The organism is Streptomyces sp. NPDC048521 (assembly GCF_043199855.1).
Taxonomy (GTDB): domain Bacteria; phylum Actinomycetota; class Actinomycetes; order Streptomycetales; family Streptomycetaceae; genus Streptomyces.
On the sequence record NZ_JBICWR010000008.1, the window covers coordinates 103,179 to 121,743 of the forward strand.

Annotated in this window: 15 protein-coding genes; 3 read left to right on the forward strand and 12 right to left on the reverse strand. The window is 70.9% G+C overall.

The window, feature by feature from the left end; all coding sequences use genetic code 11:
• Nucleotides 1-41: 41 nt before the first annotated feature.
• Nucleotides 42-299 carry a hypothetical protein gene (locus tag ACGFRF_RS20210; RefSeq protein WP_393741724.1) on the reverse strand — a complete coding sequence of 86 codons (258 nt, stop codon included), beginning with the start codon at nucleotides 297-299 and terminating at the stop codon, nucleotides 42-44.
• 165 nt (nucleotides 300-464) lie between these two features.
• Here ACGFRF_RS20210 and ACGFRF_RS20215 point away from each other — a divergent pair, with 165 nt between their 5' ends.
• Nucleotides 465-2,063: a purple acid phosphatase family protein gene (locus ACGFRF_RS20215; RefSeq protein WP_393741726.1), complete on the forward strand. Its 1,599-nt coding sequence runs from the start codon at nucleotides 465-467 to the stop codon at nucleotides 2,061-2,063.
• A gap of 231 nt (nucleotides 2,064-2,294) precedes the next feature.
• Nucleotides 2,295-2,813 carry a hypothetical protein gene (locus ACGFRF_RS20220; RefSeq protein WP_393741728.1) on the forward strand — a complete coding sequence of 173 codons (519 nt, stop codon included), beginning with the start codon at nucleotides 2,295-2,297 and terminating at the stop codon, nucleotides 2,811-2,813.
• Nucleotides 2,814-2,917: 104 nt separating this feature from the next.
• Here the strand turns inward: ACGFRF_RS20220 and ACGFRF_RS20225 are convergent, their stop codons facing one another.
• Complete coding sequence (locus ACGFRF_RS20225) at nucleotides 2,918-3,799, reverse strand: DUF4429 domain-containing protein (protein ID WP_393741730.1); 882 nt, start codon at nucleotides 3,797-3,799, stop codon at nucleotides 2,918-2,920.
• A 62-nt stretch (nucleotides 3,800-3,861) separates the two neighbouring features.
• On the opposite strand from ACGFRF_RS20225, the gene ACGFRF_RS20230 reads away from it, so the two are divergent.
• A complete protein-coding gene (locus ACGFRF_RS20230; protein WP_393741732.1) occupies nucleotides 3,862-5,463 on the forward strand; it encodes a beta-N-acetylhexosaminidase in 1,602 nt (533 codons plus the stop codon).
• Nucleotides 5,464-5,524: 61 nt separating this feature from the next.
• Here ACGFRF_RS20230 and ACGFRF_RS20235 read toward each other — a convergent pair whose 3' ends face one another.
• The 10 genes from ACGFRF_RS20235 to ACGFRF_RS20280 all read right to left on the reverse strand — a co-directional run bounded on the left by ACGFRF_RS20235 (nucleotide 5,525) and on the right by ACGFRF_RS20280 (nucleotide 18,486).
• Nucleotides 5,525-7,294 (reverse strand): IucA/IucC family protein, encoded by a 1,770-nt coding sequence (locus ACGFRF_RS20235; protein WP_393741734.1) that lies wholly within the window; start codon nucleotides 7,292-7,294, stop codon nucleotides 5,525-5,527.
• The gene (locus ACGFRF_RS20240) at nucleotides 7,291-7,830 is read right to left on the reverse strand and encodes a GNAT family N-acetyltransferase (protein WP_393741736.1); all 540 of its coding nucleotides are present in this window, start codon (nucleotides 7,828-7,830) and stop codon (nucleotides 7,291-7,293) included. Before ACGFRF_RS20240 ends, ACGFRF_RS20235 begins: the two co-directional genes overlap by 4 nt.
• On the reverse strand, nucleotides 7,827-9,104 hold the full coding sequence (locus ACGFRF_RS20245) for a lysine N(6)-hydroxylase/L-ornithine N(5)-oxygenase family protein (protein ID WP_393741738.1): 1,278 nt from the start codon (nucleotides 9,102-9,104) through the stop codon (nucleotides 7,827-7,829). The genes ACGFRF_RS20240 and ACGFRF_RS20245 overlap by 4 nt, the downstream gene beginning before the upstream one ends.
• Nucleotides 9,088-10,530: a lysine decarboxylase DesA gene (desA, locus tag ACGFRF_RS20250; RefSeq protein WP_393741740.1), complete on the reverse strand. Its 1,443-nt coding sequence runs from the start codon at nucleotides 10,528-10,530 to the stop codon at nucleotides 9,088-9,090. Before desA ends, ACGFRF_RS20245 begins: the two co-directional genes overlap by 17 nt.
• A gap of 143 nt (nucleotides 10,531-10,673) precedes the next feature.
• Nucleotides 10,674-11,516, reverse strand: a complete 843-nt coding sequence (locus ACGFRF_RS20255; RefSeq protein ID WP_393741742.1) for a siderophore-interacting protein — start codon at nucleotides 11,514-11,516, stop codon at nucleotides 10,674-10,676.
• A 52-nt stretch (nucleotides 11,517-11,568) separates the two neighbouring features.
• On the reverse strand, nucleotides 11,569-12,615 hold the full coding sequence (locus ACGFRF_RS20260; RefSeq protein ID WP_393741744.1) for an ABC transporter substrate-binding protein: 1,047 nt from the start codon (nucleotides 12,613-12,615) through the stop codon (nucleotides 11,569-11,571).
• Between the two features lie 123 nt (nucleotides 12,616-12,738).
• Nucleotides 12,739-13,899, reverse strand: coding sequence for an acyl-CoA dehydrogenase family protein (locus tag ACGFRF_RS20265; protein ID WP_393741746.1), 1,161 nt, complete (start codon nucleotides 13,897-13,899; stop codon nucleotides 12,739-12,741).
• 5 nt (nucleotides 13,900-13,904) lie between these two features.
• A complete protein-coding gene (locus ACGFRF_RS20270; protein ID WP_393741748.1) occupies nucleotides 13,905-14,846 on the reverse strand; it encodes a hydroxymethylglutaryl-CoA lyase in 942 nt (313 codons plus the stop codon).
• Nucleotides 14,843-16,858 carry an acetyl/propionyl/methylcrotonyl-CoA carboxylase subunit alpha gene (locus ACGFRF_RS20275; RefSeq protein WP_393741750.1) on the reverse strand — a complete coding sequence of 672 codons (2,016 nt, stop codon included), beginning with the start codon at nucleotides 16,856-16,858 and terminating at the stop codon, nucleotides 14,843-14,845. Before ACGFRF_RS20275 ends, ACGFRF_RS20270 begins: the two co-directional genes overlap by 4 nt.
• Before the next feature lie 11 nt (nucleotides 16,859-16,869).
• Nucleotides 16,870-18,486 carry a carboxyl transferase domain-containing protein gene (locus ACGFRF_RS20280; RefSeq protein ID WP_393741752.1) on the reverse strand — a complete coding sequence of 539 codons (1,617 nt, stop codon included), beginning with the start codon at nucleotides 18,484-18,486 and terminating at the stop codon, nucleotides 16,870-16,872.
• Nucleotides 18,487-18,565: the final 79 nt, after the last annotated feature.

The window sequence follows — 18,565 nt, forward strand, 5'->3', positions numbered from 1 at the left end:
GAGGTATCCCTTGGGTGTCGCTCGTCCGGTCCGGCTGGTTCTCAGCCGTAGACCATGCGGCGCAGCTGCCTGAGCGTCAGCTCCGGCGGCGCCACCGCCCGGTATTTCAGGTCCGCCTCGATCCGTCCGAAGATCTCCGTGTTCACCAGGCCCTGGGCCTGGAGTTCGCGGTGGCGGCGACGGACGAACTCCTGGGTCGTCTCGTCGAAGTAGGCGAGCACGTCCTGGACCACCCGCAGCGCCTCGCCCCGGCTCAGGGGCGTGGATCGCATCAGATGATCAACCAGTTCGTCGTGCACCCGGTAGATCCTGGAGTACCGGCCGCCGTTTCGCAAGAATCGTGCCCGATTTCGGGCAAGCGCCTGTTGAAGCTCTTATGGTGCCCTGTTCGCGCGCTGTCCATCCCGTGTCCTGTGTCTCGTTGCCGGGACCCACGAGTTTCGGACGCCATGGACATACCTCGTATGGGAGTACCCGAGAAGCTGGCCGCGCGCATGAGTATGGCCGAGCAGCATGAGTACCTGCGCGCCAGGTTCTCGCGGCGCACCATGATCAGAGGCGGCGCCGTCACCCTGGGCGCCGTCACGGGTGGCGCGTTCGTGTCGGGCGCCACCGCCCAGGCTGCCGTGCCGGCCGTGGGGGTACCTCCCACGCCCTTCAGGCAGTGGGGGAGCACCGCCCCCGCGGCCGAGTCGGTCGACGGCTCCCTCGTCGCCCCCTTCGGCCGCCACCTCGCCTTCGGCAACGACCCGCGCACCCAGATCACCGTCTCCTGGCAGGTCCCGGTCGCGGTGAAGAAGCCCTTCATCCGCATCGGCGCCCACCCCTGGGACCTCTCCCGCAAGATCGACGCCGAGGTCCGCGCCCTGTACACCCCGGCCGGTGTCGGCGCCAGCGGCGACCACACCCAGTACTACGTGCACGCCGAGCTGACGCATCTGCGCCCCGGCCGGACCTACTACTACGGCGCCGGCCACCAGGGCTTCGACCCGGCCGAGCCGCACCTGGCGGGCACGCTGGGCACCTTCACGACCGCTCCCGCCCACAAGGAGCCCTTCACCTTCACGGCGTTCGGCGACGAGGGCGTCGGCTACCACGGCCTGGCCAACAACGCCCTGATCCTCGGCCAGAACCCGGCCTTCCACCTGCACGCCGGCGACATCGCCTACGGCGACCCGTCCGGGGCGGGCAAGACCACCGACACCGGGTTCGACTCGCGCACCTGGGACCAGTTCCTGTACCAGACCGAGTCGGTCGCCAAGCAGGTCCCGTGGATGCCCGCGTACGGCAACCACGACATGGAGGCCTGGTACTCGCCCAACGGCTACGGCGGCGAGGAGGCCCGCTGGAACCTCCCGGACAACGGTCCCGACGCCAGGAACCTGCCGGGCGTCTACTCCTTCGTCTACGGCAACACGGCGGTCATCTCCCTGGACGCCAACGACATTTCCTTCGAGATCCCGGCGAACCTGGGCATCTCCGGTGGAACCCAGACGAAATGGCTGGAAGGCCAGCTGAAGAAGTTCCGGGCCGCCAAGGACATCGACTTCATCGTGGTCTTCTTCCACCACTGCGCCTACTGCACCTCCACCGCGCACGCGTCGGAGGGGGGCGTGCGCCAGGAGTGGGTGCCGCTGTTCGAGAAGTACACGGTGGACCTGGTCATCAACGGCCACAACCACCAGTACGAGCGCACCGACGTCATCAAGGGCGGCAAGGTCACCAAGAAGCTGCCGATCGGCGCCACGGCCTACCCGGAGACCGAGGGTGTGGTCTACGTCACCGCCGGCGCGGCGGGCCGCAGCCTGTACGCCTTCTCCGCCCCGGACTCCTACGAGGGGCACGAGCACGAGACCGACTCCGTGGCCTCGTTCGTCAACACCAAGGACGGCAAGGTGAACGAGACCGTCGCGTGGTCCCGGGTGCGCTACCTCGACTACTCCTTCCTGCGCGTGGACGTCACCCCCGCGCCGAAGGGCCGGCAGGCCACGCTGAAGGTGTCGGGCATCGCCGAGACCGGCAACCGCATCGACCACTTCACGGTGTCCCGCAAGGCGAAGTAGGGCCGGCCCCGCGGCAGGCCGGAACGGGCGCCGCCGGGGGGGGCAACTCCCCGCCCGCGTCGGCGGGTTGCGCCCACCGGCCGGCCGCGCCCGGGGCGGGGGGCCCGGGCGCGGGGCCCGGCGGCGGACACCCCGATAGGCGTAACAGACTGCGCACGCGTACTCACTCGCTGTTTGACTGGCGCCGAGGGGCCCGGACCCCCGGTGCCCTTCGTTCGAGAGAGGACGGACATGAAGCACCTGATACGCACGATGGTCCCTGCCGCCGCCGTGGCCCTGGCCCTCCCCCTGGCCCTGGCGACGCCCGCGGCCGCGGCGGGATCGACGGTCACCCGGTACGGCTCGAGCCTGGCCTTCACGGCCCTGGCAGGCGCCCAGAACGGTGTCACCGTCGACGTCGTCGGCGGCGTCCTGCGCATCACCGACACCTCCGGCATCCTGGCCGGCCCGGGGTGCCGGGCGGTCTCCGCGACCACGGTGACGTGCGGCACCGCGGCCGACCTGACCAACTTCACCGCGGTCCTGCGCGACCGTGCCGACTCGCTGGCCTTCACGACGCCGCTCACCGCCGCGCTCACCGTCGACGCGGGCACCGGCGGTGACTCGGTCGCCGGCTCGAGCGGCTCGGACATCATCCTCCTGCGCGACGGGACCGTCGACACGGTCACCTGCGGCGCCGGCAACGATCTGGTCATCGCCGACACGGTGGACGCGGTGGCCGCCGACTGCGAGCGCGTCATCCGCTCCTAGCGCCCATCACCGAGAGCACCGGGCGGCGGACCACGGGGGAGTGCCGCGCCGCCCGGAACTCCCGGGACAGGGCGGGGGTGCGCCTCATCGACCAGGCGGAGCCGTCACATCCGCTTGAGGACCGCCTGCTTGGCCAGGGCGAACTCCTCGTCGGTCAGCACCCCTTCGCGGCGCAGCTCGCCCAGCTCCCGCAGCCGCCGCAGCAGCGCGTCGTGGTCGTCCTCGGCCGGCTCCTTCGCGAGCGGCGCCGGCTTGGGGCGTACGGTGTCCTGCGCGGCGGCCGGGGCCGACGGGTGCGGCAGGCGGGCCTGGACCGCCGCCGCGACCAGCGCCATCAGCGGGTCCTTCTTGAAACCCCACAGCTCCACCGCGTTGGGGTCGTACTTGGGCGGTGCCGTGACGGGCGCGCCGCGCACCTCGAAGCGCACGTGCCCGTTCTCCAGCCCGGCCGCCGGCTGCCACTCCACGCCGACGATCTTGGCGAGCGGGATGGTCCGGGGGCCCGTCGCGGCCTTGGCGTCCTCCGTCTTCCAGTTCCACTCCAGCCGCACCCGCTCCCCGTCGAAGCTCGCCGTGCCGTCGCCGGCGGAGACGGACACCGGCAGTGCCGGACCCGGCAGCAGGTACTCGGCGACCGGATCCGGCGGAACCCCGTCCAGCAGCAGCGCGTTGCGCACCTCGTCCGCGACGTACTCCGCGACGCCGTACCGGTCGGGCTCCACGGTCAGCTGATACGGGTCGTTCGCCTCGGTGAGCCGGCCGCCGGTGGCCTGCAGCAGCGGGTCGGCGCCGTCGCGCAGCCGCAGCCGCAACCTCCCCGCCCTGCGCCCCTGCTCGACGGAGACACCGGCCAACGCGCGCAGCGGTACGGTGAGTTCACCCAGTTCACGGCGGAGCGGGCTCACGTTCTTGTCCCGGCCCGGGGTGAGCCGCAGGGCGTCGCCGTCGAAAACCCAGGTGCCGTCCTTCTGGATGATTTCCGCCATGCGGGGATTGTTTCACCGGATCTGCGGGACAGTGGTCTCGACCAGAACCGAAGGGAGCGCATGTGAGACGGAACCGCGGCACGACTCCCCGAACGACCCGCATCCTCGGATCCCTGCTGCTGTTGGCGGCGGTCGGCGTGTTCACCTCCGGCGCGGCCCCCGCGGCGCGCGCCGCCGCACCGATCCCGCCGGACCGCGTGGTCCCGGCACCCGCCTCCGTCAAGCCGGGCGGAACCCCCTACCGCATCACCCGGGCGACCAGCGTCCGGGTCGACGGCTCCGCCGCGGTCCGCCGGATCGGCGCGTACCTCGCCGGCATCCTGCGGCCCTCCACCGGCTACCCGCTGCCACTCACCGACCACGGCACCGGCGGCATCCGACTCCACCTGGAACAGGGTGACTTCGGTGCCGAGGGATACCGGCTGCACAGCAGCGCCGGCGGCGTCACCCTCACCGCCGCCACCCCCGCCGGCCTCTTCCACGGCGTCCAGACCCTGCGCCAGCTGCTCCCGGCGGCCGTCGAGAACAAGACCGTCCAGCCCGGCCCCTGGCAGATCGCCGGCGGCACCGTCGAGGACCGCCCCCGCTACGCCTACCGCGGCGCGATGCTGGACGTCTCCCGGCACTTCTTCACCGTCGCCGAGGTCAAGCGCTACATCGACCAGTTGGCCCTCTACAAGATCAACGAGCTGCATCTGCACCTCAGTGACGACCAGGGCTGGCGCATCGCCATCGACTCCTGGCCGCGCCTGGCCGCCTACGGCGGCTCCACCCAGGTCGGCGGCGGCGCGGGCGGCTCTTACAGCAAGGCCGACTACCGGGAGATCGTCCGGTACGCGGCCTCCCGCTACCTGGAGGTCGTCCCCGAGATAGACATGCCCGGCCACACCAACGCCGCCCTGGCCTCCTACGCCGAGCTGAACTGCGACGGCGTGGCACCGCCGCTGTACACCGGCACCAAGGTCGGCTTCAGCTCGCTGTGCGTGCCCAAGCAGGTCACCTACGACTTCGTGGACGACGTGATCCGGGAGCTGGCCGCGCTCACCCCCGGCCGCTACCTCCACATCGGGGGCGACGAGGCGCACTCCACCAGCCACGCGGACTACGTGGCGTTCATGGACCGCGTGCAGCCGGTCGTCGCCCGGTACGGCAAGACGGTCATCGGGTGGCACCAGCTCACCGGCGCCCACCCCGTCGAGGGTGCCCTCGCCCAGTACTGGGGCCTGGACGACACCAGCGCGGCGGAGAAGGCCAAGGTCGCCGAGGCCGCCCGGCACGGCACCGGCCTGATCCTGTCCCCGGCCGACCGGATCTACCTCGACATGAAGTACACCGAGGACACCGAGCTCGGCCTGGACTGGGCGGGTGTGGTCGAGGTGAAGCGGGCGTACGACTGGGACCCGGGCGCCTATCTGGCCGGGGTTCCCGCTTCGGCGATCCGGGGCGTCGAGGCACCCATGTGGTCGGAGACCCTGAAGACGCCCGCCGACATCGAGTACATGGCGTTCCCGCGCCTGGCCGGTGCGGCCGAGCTGGGCTGGTCGCCGGCGGCCGCCCACGACTGGAACACCTACAAGGTGCGGCTGGCCGCCCAGGGCCCGCGCTGGGACGCCCTCGGCATCCGCTACTACCGGTCGCCGCAGGTCTCCTGGCCGAAGAGCTGACGGAAGGCCGACGGGCACCCCGCAGGACCGTACTGCGGGGTGCCCGTACGTCTGTGGGCCCTCACAGGCCCGCCAGGGGGTTCTTCAGGCTCCCGACCAGCTGGAGCGCTCCGGAGGGATCGGCGAGGTCCACCATCTGCCGGTTGTTGCGCAGCTGGAGCCGGTTGAGGCAGGACAGCGCGAACCGCGGGGCGAACATGTCGTACTGGCGGAACCGGTCGGCGAGTTCGGGGTTCGCCTCCTGGTACTCGCGGGTGACCTCGGCGACCGTGCGCCAGAAGCCGTCCTCCTCCAGGATGCCCTCGGCGGCGAGGCGGGCGGCGAGGAAGCGGAAGAAGCAGTCGAAGACGTCGGTGAAGATCGACAGCAGCTTCTTGTCGTCCGGGACCTCGACGCGGATCCGCCGGACCTCCGGCGGCAGGACCGCGTCCGGGTCCAGCACCGCGATCTCCTCGGCGATGTCCTTGTAGACCGCCCGTCGCACGACCCCGTCCGCCAGCACCAGGATGACGTTCTCGCCGTGCGGCATGTACACCAGGTCGTAGGCGTAGAAGCTGTGCAGGAGGGGGACGTAGTAGGCCCGCAGGTACTGCCGCAGCCACTCCACCGGGGACAGGCCCGACCGCTCGATCAGCGCGCCCGCGAAGGAGGCGCCCTCGTGGTCCACGTGCAGCAGGGAGGCCATGGTCGCGAGGGACTCGCCGTCGCGCAGCGTGGGCACGGGGCTCTCCCGCCACAGCGCGGCCAGCATCTTGCGGTACGGTGAGTAGCGGTCGGTGGCCTTCTCGTACTCCAGGTGCCGGTAGCCGACGGCGGCCCGCTCCCGGATGATCGACAGGCCGGTCGACTTCAGCACCGGGTCGTTCTCGATCAGCTGGGCCAGCCAGTCGTTGATCGCCGGGGTCGCCTCCATGTACGCGGCCGACAGACCGCGCATGAAGCCCATGTTGAGGACCGACAGCGCGGTCTTCACATAGTGCTTGTGCGGGTCGCTGGTGTTGAAGAAGGTCCGGATGGACTGCTGGGCCAGGTACGCGTCGTCGCCCTCGCCGAGGCAGACGAGCCGGCCGCAGGCCACCTCGGCGGCGAAGGTGACGGTGAGCTTGTTCCACCACTGCCAGGGGTGGACGGGGATGAGCAGGTAGTCGTCAGGGTCGAGGCCCCGGTCGGTCAGCACCCCGTGGAACCGCTCGACGGTCTCCTCGCCCAGCTCCTGCCTGATGAAGTCCTCGTACGCGATCCCGGCCCCGGCCGTGAACGTGGCCCGCGAGCGGTGCGCGGCCAGCCACACCAGCCGGACGGGGCTCGCGGTCTCCGGGGCGTACGACAGGTACTCGTGGATGCCGAACCCGAGCCGTCCGTTGTTCGCGACGAAGCAGGGGTGCCCCTCGGTCATCCCCGTCTCGATGGCCTGGAAGCCCTGGCGCGCCAGCTCGGCGGAGGTGACCTGCGGCTTGGTGAGCTTGTAGCAGATGCCGGAGAGGGTGGAGGAGATCTCCTCCAGGTAGACCGGCAGGATCTCGTCGCTCAGGCCCAGCGACTCCTTCAGTTCGATGAAGAAGTCCAGGGCGGCGAGCGGGAGTCCGGTGCCGTCCCGGTGGCGGGTGATCGATGCGGCGTCGACCTCCCAGTGGTCGAGGGCCCGGCGGACGGCGGAGAACCGGTAGGAGGTCAGCCCGTCGTCGCTGCGGACGACGTACCGGTCATCCTCCGGCTCGGGCGTGATCAGGCGCTCGTGCGCGAACTCGGCGAGCGCCTTGCGTATGAGCAGGCGGTTGGCGGTCGCCCAGCGCTCGGGGGAGAGATGGGCCACGGCGTCGGCGAGGGTCATGCGGCCACCGCCTTCGCGAACTGCTCGCGCGTGCAGAAACTCAGCAGCGCCCGCTTCTCCGGCTTCCGGATCTCCCGCTCGGGGACGAACCCGACGGCTTCGTTCAGGGCGTGCACGGCCGTGTTGCGCACGTCCGGCTCGACGACGACGCGCCGGGTCGCCGGGTCCTCGAAGAGATACGCCATCACGGCCGTGATGACGGCACGCGTGTACCCGTGCACCGGGGTGTCGGTCGGCGGGACCAGGAAGTGCATGCCGACATCGCCCGGCCGCGGCTCGTACAGCCCGGCCAGCTCGCGGTGGGCGGGGTCGTACTTCTCCATCAGGAAGGCCGGCTGCCCGTCGCACAGCCCGAGGAAGGCGTGGTGGTGTTCGTCGGCCGCGATCTCCCTGTAGGCCCGCTCGACGTCCTCCGGTTTCGCGTCCTGCATCATCCAGTACACGGCCTTGGGGTGCGTGACCCAGCCGTGCAGCACCTCGGCGTCCTTCAGGGGGTCGAGGGGGCGGATCGTGAAGGTCAGGTCCTTGCTGCTCATACCGCGAACTCCTGGAAGGCGACGGACTTCTCGACCGGGTAGTAGGCGCTGCCGAGCAGCTCGCGGATGATGTACGCGTTCCGGTACGCGCCCATGCCGAGGTCGGGGCTGGTGATGCTGTGCGTGTGGACGCCGGCGTTCTGGAGGAAGACCCCGCGGCCGGTGACGTCGATGGCGTAGTTGCGGGCGATGTCGAAGTTGCCCCGGGAGTCGTAGCGCAGGCGGTCACGGACCGGGGCGAGGAACTCGGGCTCGGCGTACGTGTAGCCGGTGGCGAGGATCAGGCCCTCGCTGGTCAGCTCGTAGTCCTTCTCCTGCTCCTCCTGGCGCAGGCCGAGGGTGTAGGTGCCGTGCTGGTGACTCGCCCTCACCAAGGACGAGTTGGTGAGCAGGCGGGTGGGGACCGGGCCGCCGAGGTTCTTCTGGTAGAGCAGGTCGAAGATCGCGTTGATCAGGTCGCCGTCGATGCCCTTGAACAGGCCCTTCTGCTGGGCCGTGAGCCGGTAGCGGGTGGCCTCCGGGAGCGCGTGGTAGTAGTCGATGTACTCCGGGGAGGTCATCTCCAGCGTGAGCTTGGTGTACTCGAGCGGGAAGAAGCGCGGCGAGCGGGTGACCCAGTTCAGCTGGTAGCCGTGGACGTCGATCTCGCTCAGCAGGTCGTAGTAGATCTCCGCCGCCGACTGCCCGCTGCCGACCAGCGTGATCGACTTCTTGCGCTGCAGTTCCGCCTTGTGCGGGAGATAGCGGGAGTTGTGGATGAAGTCGCCGCCGAGGTCCCGGCAGGCGTCCGGGATGTGCGGCGGGGTGCCGGTGCCCAGGACCAGATGGCGGGCGCGAAACGTATCGCCGGCCTCGGTGCGGACCACGTACAGGTCGTCCTCGTAGGTCACCTCGGTGACCGTGGTGCCGAAGCGGACGCAGCTCAGCTTGTTCGCGGCCCAGCGGCAGTAGTCGTCGTACTCGACTCGCAGCGGGTAGAAGTTCTCACGGATGTAGAACGAGTACAGCCTGCCCTTCTCCTTCAGGTAGTTGAGGAAGGAGTACGGCGAGGTCGGGTCGGCGAGGGTGACCAGGTCCGACATGAACGGGGTCTGGAGGTGGGCTCCGTCCAGGAACATGCCCGCGTGCCACTCGAAGTCGGGCTTGGACTCCAGGAAGACGCCGTCCAGTTCGGCGATCGGCTCGGTGAGGCAGGCGAGGCCGAGGTTGAAGGGGCCGAGCCCGATCCCCACGAAGTCGTAGGTCGTGTGCGGGGCTTCAGGACGCGCGGTCAAGGGACTCTCCCAGGTACTGCTCGGCGTGGCCGGCGATCAGGTCGAGGACGGCGGCGATGTCGGCCGGCCGGGTCTCGGGGTTGAGCAGGGTGAACTTCAGGTAGTGGCGGCCGCCGACCTTGGTGCCCGCGACCACGGCGTCGCCGGAGGCGAACAGGGCCTTGCGGGCGTGGAGGTTGGCGCGGTCGATCTCGGCCGGGTCGGTGACGGCGGCCGGGAGGTAGCGGAAGACGAGGGTGGACAGGGCGGGCTCGACGACGACGTCGTAGCGAGGGTCGGCGGCGAGCAGCCTCCAGCCCTCCCGCGCGAGGTCGCACACCTCGTCGAAGAGCTGACCGATGCCGTCGGCGCCCATGGTGCGCAGGGTGACCCACAGCTTGAGGGCGTCGAAGCGGCGGGTGGTCTGCAGGGACTTGTCCACCTGGTTGGGGATGCGTTCCTGCACCATGCGCCGCGGGTTGAGGTACTCCGCGTGGTAGGTGGCGTGGCGCAGGGTGGCCGCGTCCCGGACCAGCACGGCGGAGGAACTCACCGGCTGGAAGAAGGACTTGTGGTAGTCGACGGTGACCGAGTCGGCGCGCTCGATGCCGTCGATGCGGTCCCGGTACTTCCGGGAGGCGAGCAGTCCGCAGCCGTAGGCCGCGTCGACGTGCATCCAGGTGTCGAACTGCTCGCACAGCTCGGCGATCTCGGGCAGCGGGTCGATGGAGCCGAAGTCGGTGGTGCCGGCGGTGGCGACGACGGCCATCGGCACCAGGCCGTCCTCGGCGCAGCGCTCCAGCTCGTGGGCGAGGGTGACGGTCTGCATGCGCTTGTCGTGGTCGACCGGGACGGCGACGACCGCGTCCGGCCCCAGGCCGAGCAGTTTCGCGGCCTTCTTCACGCTGAAGTGGCTGACCTCGGAGGCGAAGACGCGAAGTCGGCCCGGCGAGTCGCTCTTGGCCTCCTCCCGGGCGAGGAGGAGCGCCTGGAGGTTGGACTGGGTGCCGCCGGAGGTGAACACGCCGTCGGCCGCCGGGCCCAGGCCGATGCGGGCGGCCGTCCAGTCGATGAGCTTGCGCTCGATCAGGGTGCCGCCGGCCGACTGGTCCCAGGTGTCGAGGGAGGAGTTGACCGCGGAGAGTACGGCCTCGCCGAGCACCGCCGGGATGACGACCGGGCAGTTGAGGTGGGCGAGGTAGCGGGGGTGGTGGAAGTAGACGGCGTCCCGGAGGTAGACGTCCTCCAGTTCGTCCAGCACGGCCGCGGTGTCGCCCAGCGGCCGGTCGAGGTCGATCGCGTCGATGTGGGGGGCGAGGGCGTCCACGGTGACGCCGGTGAACGGACGGTCGGTGGTGGCGAGTTTGGCCGCCACCCGCTCGACTCCTTCGGTCACGGAGCGGCGGTAGTGCTCCGCGGTGAGGCCATTGAGCAGGTGCGAGCGCATGTGGGGGTCCTCCGAGGGGACAGTCCGTGCGGGGAACTCGAGACGGGGCGTCGAAGATCGACGGCTTCAACTTAGGTTAGCCTAACCTAAGTTCTTCGAGGGCGTACATGCCTCTCCCATGACCGCGGTCACTTCGGCCGCGGCTATCCGGCGGCGCGCAGCTGCTCTTCCGTCATTCCCTGCCGCCAGTACCCGACGAACGTCACCCGGCGCCGGTCGATCCCGCGCTCGCCGACGAAGTGCCGGCGCAGCGCCTTCACCCGGCCGGACTCGCCCGCGATCCACACGTACGGCCGCTCGGCCGCGGGGAGTCGGGAGTCCCGTACGGCGTCGACGGCCATGGGGGCGCCGTCGTGCCGTACGAGCCACGTGATCTCCGCGTCCGCCTCGGTCGCCACGTCCTGGATGTCACCGGCGTGCGGCACCTCCAGCCAGGCCCGGGCGCGGGTGCCGGCGGGCAGGGACTCCAGGACGGCGGTGGCGGCGGGTACGGCGGTCTCGTCGCCCCAGAGGACGACGAGGTCGGTGTCCTCGGGCGGCCGGAAGCGGATCGCGCGGTTGTCGGCGACCGCCGGCCCGAGCAGCAGGACGCGGTCGCCCGGGACGGCACGGGAGGCCCAGCGGGAGGCGGGCCCGGCCGGGGTGGGGGCGCCGGGTTCGACACCGTGCAGCGCGAAGTCGATGTCTATCTCGTCGGGATTCCGGCGCAGGGCGCGGAGCGTGTACGAGCGCATCACCGCCCGTACGTCGTCCGGGAGGTCCCGCCAGCCCTGCCACCAGCCGTCGCCCAGCTCCAGCGGGACGACCGGCTCGGTCTGCCCCGGATGCGGCAGGAACAGGGACAGGGACTGGTCGCGCCCGTCGGAGTGGAAGGCGTGCAGATCCACGCCGGCGAAGGTGACCCGGACCAGAGACGGGCCGAGCCGCCTCGTCCGTACGACCTGAAGGGAGAAGAAACGGAACGGGGCGGCTACGGCCGTCGTCATGTGTGGCTCCTGAGGGTGGGATTCAGGGCTTTGTCAGGGGCTTCTCTTCGGGTCAGGCGACCTTCTCGGCCTTCTCCAGCGCCTCGGCCAGGTTGGTCAGCAGCGGCACGCACTTGTCGTACGACAGGATCGGCTCGGGGGAGCGGGGGATGACCTGCCCGGCCTTCACCGCGGGCAGCTTCTTCCAGGTCGCCTTGGTGATGTCGGCCGGCTGGATGGTCGAGGAACGGTCGTCCATCATGATGATGTCGGCCTTGTACTTGTCGACGTTCTCCCAGCTCAGCGACTCGTACCAGCCGCCGCCCTTGGCCTTGGCGCTCTCCGGGGGCTCGACGAAGTTCACGCCGAGGGCCTTGAAGTACTCCAGGTCGACGGAGAGGTTGGTGCCGGAGACGTAGAAGAGCTGGTCGCTCGCCGAGCCGGCCATCACCTTGATGCCGGGCTTGGCCTTGGCCGCGGCGCGCAGCCGTGCCGCCGCGTCCTCGAACCGCTTCTTGGCGTCCGCCACCTTCGCGGCCTTCATGTCGGCGCCGAGCGACCCGGCCAGCTGCGCCATGCGCTCGAGCGAGACGGTCAGTTGGCGGTCGTAGACGGAGATGCCGACGCTGGGGGCCAGCTGGGCGATCTTCTTCTTCGACTCCTCGGGGACGTACCAGAGGGTGCCGGCGTTGTCGAACATGGTGGAGATCAGCACGTCCGGCGCGAGGGAGGCGTACTTCTCGATGCTGAACTGGCCCCAGGTGTTGCCGAGGACGGTCACCTTGCTGACGTCCATGTCGCCGGCCTGGACGTCGGGCTTGCCGTCCTGGGTCTTCGTCGGACCGAAGACACCCTTGACCTGGATGCCGTAGTCGTACAGCGCGGCGCCGACACCCGTGAAGGCGACGATGTTCGCCGGGACCTTGTCCAGCTTCACGGTGGTGCCGCGGTCGTCCTTGAAGGACCAGGGGCCCGACTTGACCGCCGCCGTGTCCTTGTCGGAGCCCGCGCCTTTCCCCTTGTCGTCCCCGCAGGCGGCGAGCGCTGCGCCGAGTCCGAGGGCGCCGCCCGCGGCGAGCAGTCCGCGGCGAGTGAGGTGGGTGGCACGGGCATGGGACATGGGTACGACTGCTTTCGAACGGGGCGAAGCGCCCGCCGGACAAGGTCGAAGGTAGGTTAGCCTAACCTTGCTAGATGTCCAGTGGGTAGGGTCGGAACGAGTCCGGCGGGCGCCCCGCGCCGCTCAGCTCACCAGCCCCAACTCCCGTGCGATCAGCATGCGCTGGACCTCGCTCGTGCCCTCGCCGATCTCCAGGATCTTGGAGTCGCGCCACATGCGGGCCACCGGGTACTCGTTCATGAAGCCGTAGCCGCCGTGCACCTGGGTGGCGTCACGGGCGTTGTCCACGGCGACCGTGGAGGAGTAGAGCTTGGCCAGGGCCGCCTCCTTCTTGAAGGGCTCGCCGGCCACCAGGCGGGAGGCCGCGTCCCGCCAGGCGAGGCGGGCCGTGTGGGCCTTCATCTCCATGTCGGCGATCTTGAACTGGACGGCCTGGTTGGCACCGATCGGACGGCCGAAGGCGTGGCGTTCCTTCGCGTACTTCACCGACTCGTCCACGCAGCCCTGCGCCAGGCCCGTCGCGAGCGCCGCGATGGCGATGCGGCCCTCGTCCAGGATGCGCAGGAACTGGGCGTAGCCGCGGCCCTCCTCGCCCAGCAGGTTGGCGGCGGGGACACGGACGTCGGAGAAGGACAGCTCGCGGGTGTCGGAGGCGTTCCAGCCGACCTTCGAGTAGGGGGCCGCCACCGTGAAGCCGGGGGTGCCCGACGGGACGATGATCGCCGAGATCCGCGGCTTGCCGTCCGGCGTGCGGCCGGTGACCGCCGTGACCGTCACCAACCCCGTGATGTCCGTACCGGAGTTGGTGATGAAGCACTTCGTGCCGTTGATCACCCACTCGTCGGTGTCGGGGTCCAGGCGGGCCGTCGTACGGGTCGCGCCGGCGTCACTGCCGCCGTCGGGTTCCGTCAGGCCGAACGCGCCCAGGATCTCGCCCGCGCAGAGGCGGGGGAGCCACTCGCGCTTCTGCTCCTGCGTGCCGAACAGATGCAGGGGCATGGCACCCAACGACACCCCCGCCTCCAGGGTGATCGCCACCGACGAGTCCACCCGGGCCAGTTCCTCCAGGGCGATGCCGAGGGCCAGGTAGTCGCCGCCCATGCCGCCGTACTCCTCCGGGAACGGCAGCCCGAACAGGCCCATGCGGCCCATCTCACGGACGATCTCGTACGGGAACTCGTGCCGCTCGTAGAAGTCGCCGATCTTCGGCGCCACCACGTCGTGCGCGAACTCCTCCACCGTACGGCGGAGTTCTTCCAGTTCGGGGCTGAGACGGTGGTCCATGCTGATCACTGGTCCTTGTGGGAGAGAGCGCGGACGGTACGGGACGGGCTGGGGCGGCCCAGCTGTTCGGCCATCCACACGCTGGTGGCGGTCAGACGGCCGAGGTCGACGCCCGTCTCGATGCCGAGGCCGTGCAGCATCCAGACGAGGTCCTCGGTGGCGAGGTTGCCGGTGGCGGACTTGGCGTAGGGACAGCCGCCGAGGCCGCCCGCGGAGGCGTCGACGGTGGTCACGCCGTGTTCCAGGGCCGCGTAGGTGTTGGCGAGCGCCTGCCCGTAGGTGTCGTGGAAGTGCACGCCGATCACATCCGTCGGCACACCCTTGTCGCCCAGGAGACCGAGGAGTTCGCGGACCTGGCCCGGGGTGGCGACGCCGATCGTGTCGCCGAGGCTCAGCTCGTCGCAGCCCATGTCCCGCAGCGCCGTGCAGACGCGGGTCACCTGGCGGAGCGGGACGGCGCCCTCCCACGGGTCGCCGAAGCACATCGACACATACCCCCGCACCTGCACGCCCGCGTCCTTCGCGCGCCGCACCACCGGCTCGAACACGGCCAGCGACTCGTCCAGCGTGCGGTTGAGGTTGGCCTTCGCGAAGGACTCGGTGGCGCTGGCGAAGACGGCGACGCGCCGCGCGCCCAGCGCCAGCGCCCGCTCCAGACCGCGCTCGTTGGGCACCAGCACCGGAAGGGCCACGTCCAGGTCCCGCACCAGCGAGAACAGCTGCTCGGCGTCGGCCAGGGCAGGCACCCACTCGGGGCGCACGAAGCTGGTCGCCTCGATGGTCGTCAGGCCCGCGTCGGCCAGGCGGCGCACGAACTCCGCCTTCACCTCGGTCGGCACGACCGTCTTCTCGTTCTGCAGCCCGTCCCGCGCGCCGACCTCGTAGATCCGCACCCGCGCGGGCAGACCCCGGGCCGGTACGACCATGGGCAGTCCGTCGGCACTCACTGCGCCGCCTCCTTGGGCGTGATGACGGCCAGCACCTGGTCCATCGCCACCGTCGTGCCCGGCGTGACGTCCAGCTCGGCGACCGTCCCGGCGTGCGGGGCGGAGACGACGTGCTCCATCTTCATCGCCTCCACCACCAGCAGGCTCTGCCCGGCGGCCACTTCGTCACCGACGGCCACCTTCACCACGGTCACCGTGCCGGGCATGGGCGCGGTCAGCGAGTCGGCGCCCGCGTGGGCCGCGCGGCTCAGCGAGGCGGCCACCGGATCGTGGTCGCGCATCTGCCAGGCGTCACCGTCCCGGCCCAGCCAGGTGCCGTCCGGCAGGGCGGCGAAGGTGTGGGTGACGCCGTCGAGCAGGAACGTGAACCGGTGCCCGAAGCCGCCCCGCGCGGGCACGGCTCGGGACGCCCGAAGCGGCGTGTCCGCACCGGGCGGGAGCAGCTCGGTTCCGCCGTCCGGCGTGCTGCGCACCCGCAAGGTCACCGGCTCCTGGCCCGGCACCCGCAGGTGGTGCGGGGTCCATGCCCGCTCGCCGCCCAGCCGCCAGCCGTCGGCGGCGGCGAACGGGTTCGTCCACCCGGAGCCGTCGGAGGGCGCGAGCGCGGTGTGCCGCAGCAGCGCCGCCGCCGCGTAGACCTCCTGCGGCACCTCCTGCGGCACCAGGTCGTCCACTTCCCGCTCGACCAGCCCGGTGTCCAGCTCGCCCGCCACCACCGCCGGGTGGGCCAGCAGCCGGCGCAGGAAGCCCGCGTTGGTCTGCACGCCCAGCGTGACCGTGTCCGCGAGGGCCGCCCGGAGCGTGCGCAGCGCACTCGCGCGGTCGGGGCCGTAGGCGATCACCTTGGACAGCATCGGGTCGTACAGGCTGCCCACCTCGGTGCCCTCGCTGAGCCCGGAGTCGGTGCGCACGGCGCCGCCCTGCGGCTCGTTCAGCAGCAGGACCGTGCCGCCGGAGGGCAGGAACCCGCGCGCCGGGTCCTCGGCGCAGATCCGGGCCTCCACCGCGTGGCCGGTCAGCCGCACGTCCTCCTGCGCGAAGCCCAGCCGCTCCCCGGCCGCCACCCGCAGTTGCCACTCCACCAGGTCGAGCCCGGTGACGAGTTCGGTGACCGGGTGCTCCACCTGGAGACGGGTGTTCATCTCCATGAAGTAGTACTGCGACGGGTCGCCGCCCGGCACGATGAACTCCACCGTGCCCGCGCCCCGGTAGCCGCAACTGCGGGCCGCCTGGACGGCCGCCTCTCCCATCGCCGCGCGCGTGGCCTCGTCGAGGAGCACGCTCGGCGCCTCCTCGATGATCTTCTGGTGCCGCCGCTGGAGGGAGCACTCGCGCTCACCGAGGTGGACGACGTTCCCGTGGCCGTCGGCCAGCACCTGGATCTCGATGTGCCGGGGCCGGTCGATCCACCGCTCCACCAGCAGGGTGTCGTCGCCGAAGGAGGCGCGGGCCTCGCGGCGGGCGGCGGCGATCTCGTCGGCGAGCCGGTCGGTGTCCCGCACGAGCCGCATGCCCTTGCCGCCACCGCCCGCGGAGGGCTTGAGCAGCACCGGCGTCCCGATCCCCCGGGCGGCGTCCGCGAGTTGGGCGTCCGTCAGCCCGCTGCCGCTCGAACCCGGCACGACCGGCACCCCGGCCGCCTGCACCGTCTCCTTGGCGCGGATCTTGTCGCCCATCAACGCGATGGCGTCCGCCGGAGGGCCGATGAACACCAGCCCCGCCTCCTCGCACGCGCGGGCGAACGCCGCGTTCTCGGCGAGGAAGCCGTACCCGGGGTGGACGGCCTGCGCGCCGGTGCGGGCGGCGGCCTCGAGCAGCCGCTCCACCGACAGATAGCTCTCGGCGGCCGGCGCCGGACCGATCCGTACCGCCGTGTCGGCCTCCCGGACGTGCCGCGCGTCGACGTCGGCGTCGGAGAAGACCGCCACCGAGCGAACGCCCAGCGAGCGGAGCGTACGGATGACGCGTACGGCGATCTCGCCCCGGTTGGCCACCAGCACTGTGTCGAACACGGTTCCCCTCCTCACATCCGGAAGACGCCGAACTGGGGGTCTCCCAGGGGCGCGTTGGCGCAGGCCGTCAGGGCGAGTCCCAGCACCTGACGGGTCTCGAGCGGGTCGATGACGCCGTCGTCCCACAGGCGGGCGGTGGCGTAGTAGGCGTTGCCCTGGCGCTCGTACTGCGCGCGGATCGGTGCCTTGAAGGCCTCTTCCTCCTCGGCCGCCCAGTCCTCGCCGCGCGCCTGGAGCTGGTCGCGCTTGACCGTGGCGAGCACGCTGGCGGCCTGCTCGCCGCCCATGACGGAGATCTTGGCGTTGGGCCACATCCACAGGAAGCGGGGCGAGTAGGCCCGCCCGCACATGGAGTAGTTGCCCGCGCCGTACGACCCGCCGACGACGACGGTCAGCTTCGGCACACGGGTGCAGGCGACGGCCGTCACCATCTTGGCGCCGTGCTTGGCGATGCCGCCGGCCTCGTAGTCCTTGCCGACCATGAAGCCCGAGATGTTCTGCAGGAACAGCAACGGGATCCCGCGCTGGTCGCACAGCTCGATGAAGTGGGCGCCCTTCTGGGCGGACTCCGAGAACAGGATGCCGTTGTTGGCGACGATCCCGACCGGGTGTCCGTGGATCCGGGCGAAGCCGGTGACCAGGGTCTGCCCGAACTCGCTCTTGAACTCGGCGAAGCGCGAGCCGTCCACCACGCGCGCGATGATCTCGCGCACGTCGTAGGGGGTGCGCGAGTCGACGGGGACGGCGCCGTAGAGCCCGTAGGGGTCGACCTTGGGCTCGACGGACGGCTGGACGTCCCAGGGCAGGGACCGCCGGGCCGGCAGCGTGGCGACGATGTTCCGGACGATCCGCAGCGCGTGCGCGTCGTCCTCGGCGAGGTGGTCGGTGACACCGGAGACCCGGGAGTGGACCTCGCCGCCGCCCAGCTCCTCGGCGGTGACGACCTCACCCGTGGCCGCCTTCACCAGCGGGGGCCCGCCGAGGAAGATCGTGCCCTGGCCGCGGACGATCACGGCCTCGTCGCTCATGGCCGGGACGTACGCGCCACCGGCCGTGCACGAGCCGAGCACGGCGGCGATCTGCGGGATCCCGGCGCCGGACATCCGGGCCTGGTTGTAGAAGATCCGCCCGAAGTGCTCGCGGTCCGGGAAGACCTCGTCCTGCATCGGCAGGAAGGCCCCTCCGGAGTCGACCAGGTAGAGGCACGGCAGCCGGTTGTCCAGGGCCACCTCCTGCGCGCGCAGGTGCTTCTTCACCGTCATCGGGTAGTACGTGCCGCCCTTGACGGTGGCGTCGTTCGCGACGATCACGCACTCGCGCCCGCTGACCCGCCCGATCCCGGCGATCACCCCGGCCGCCGGGGCCTGCCCGTCGTACATGCCGTCCGCCGCGAGCGGGGCCAGCTCGAGGAACGGCGAGCCCGCATCGAGCAGTGTGTCCACCCGGTCCCGCGGCAGCAGCTTGCCGCGCGCGGTGTGCCGGCTCCGTGCCTTCTCGCCGCCGCCGAGGGCCGCCGCGGCCAGCTTGGCGCGCAGTTCCCCGACGAGTGCGAGGTGGCCTTCCTCGTTGGCTTGCCAGGCCTCCGACGCGGGATCTGCCGCGCTCGTCAGCTCCGGTGCCTCGTGCATCCTGCGGTCCCCTCACCCGGTGATCGAACCTGTTAATGAGCGTTAACCATTTCCATCAGGTTAACGACCGCTAACCTCG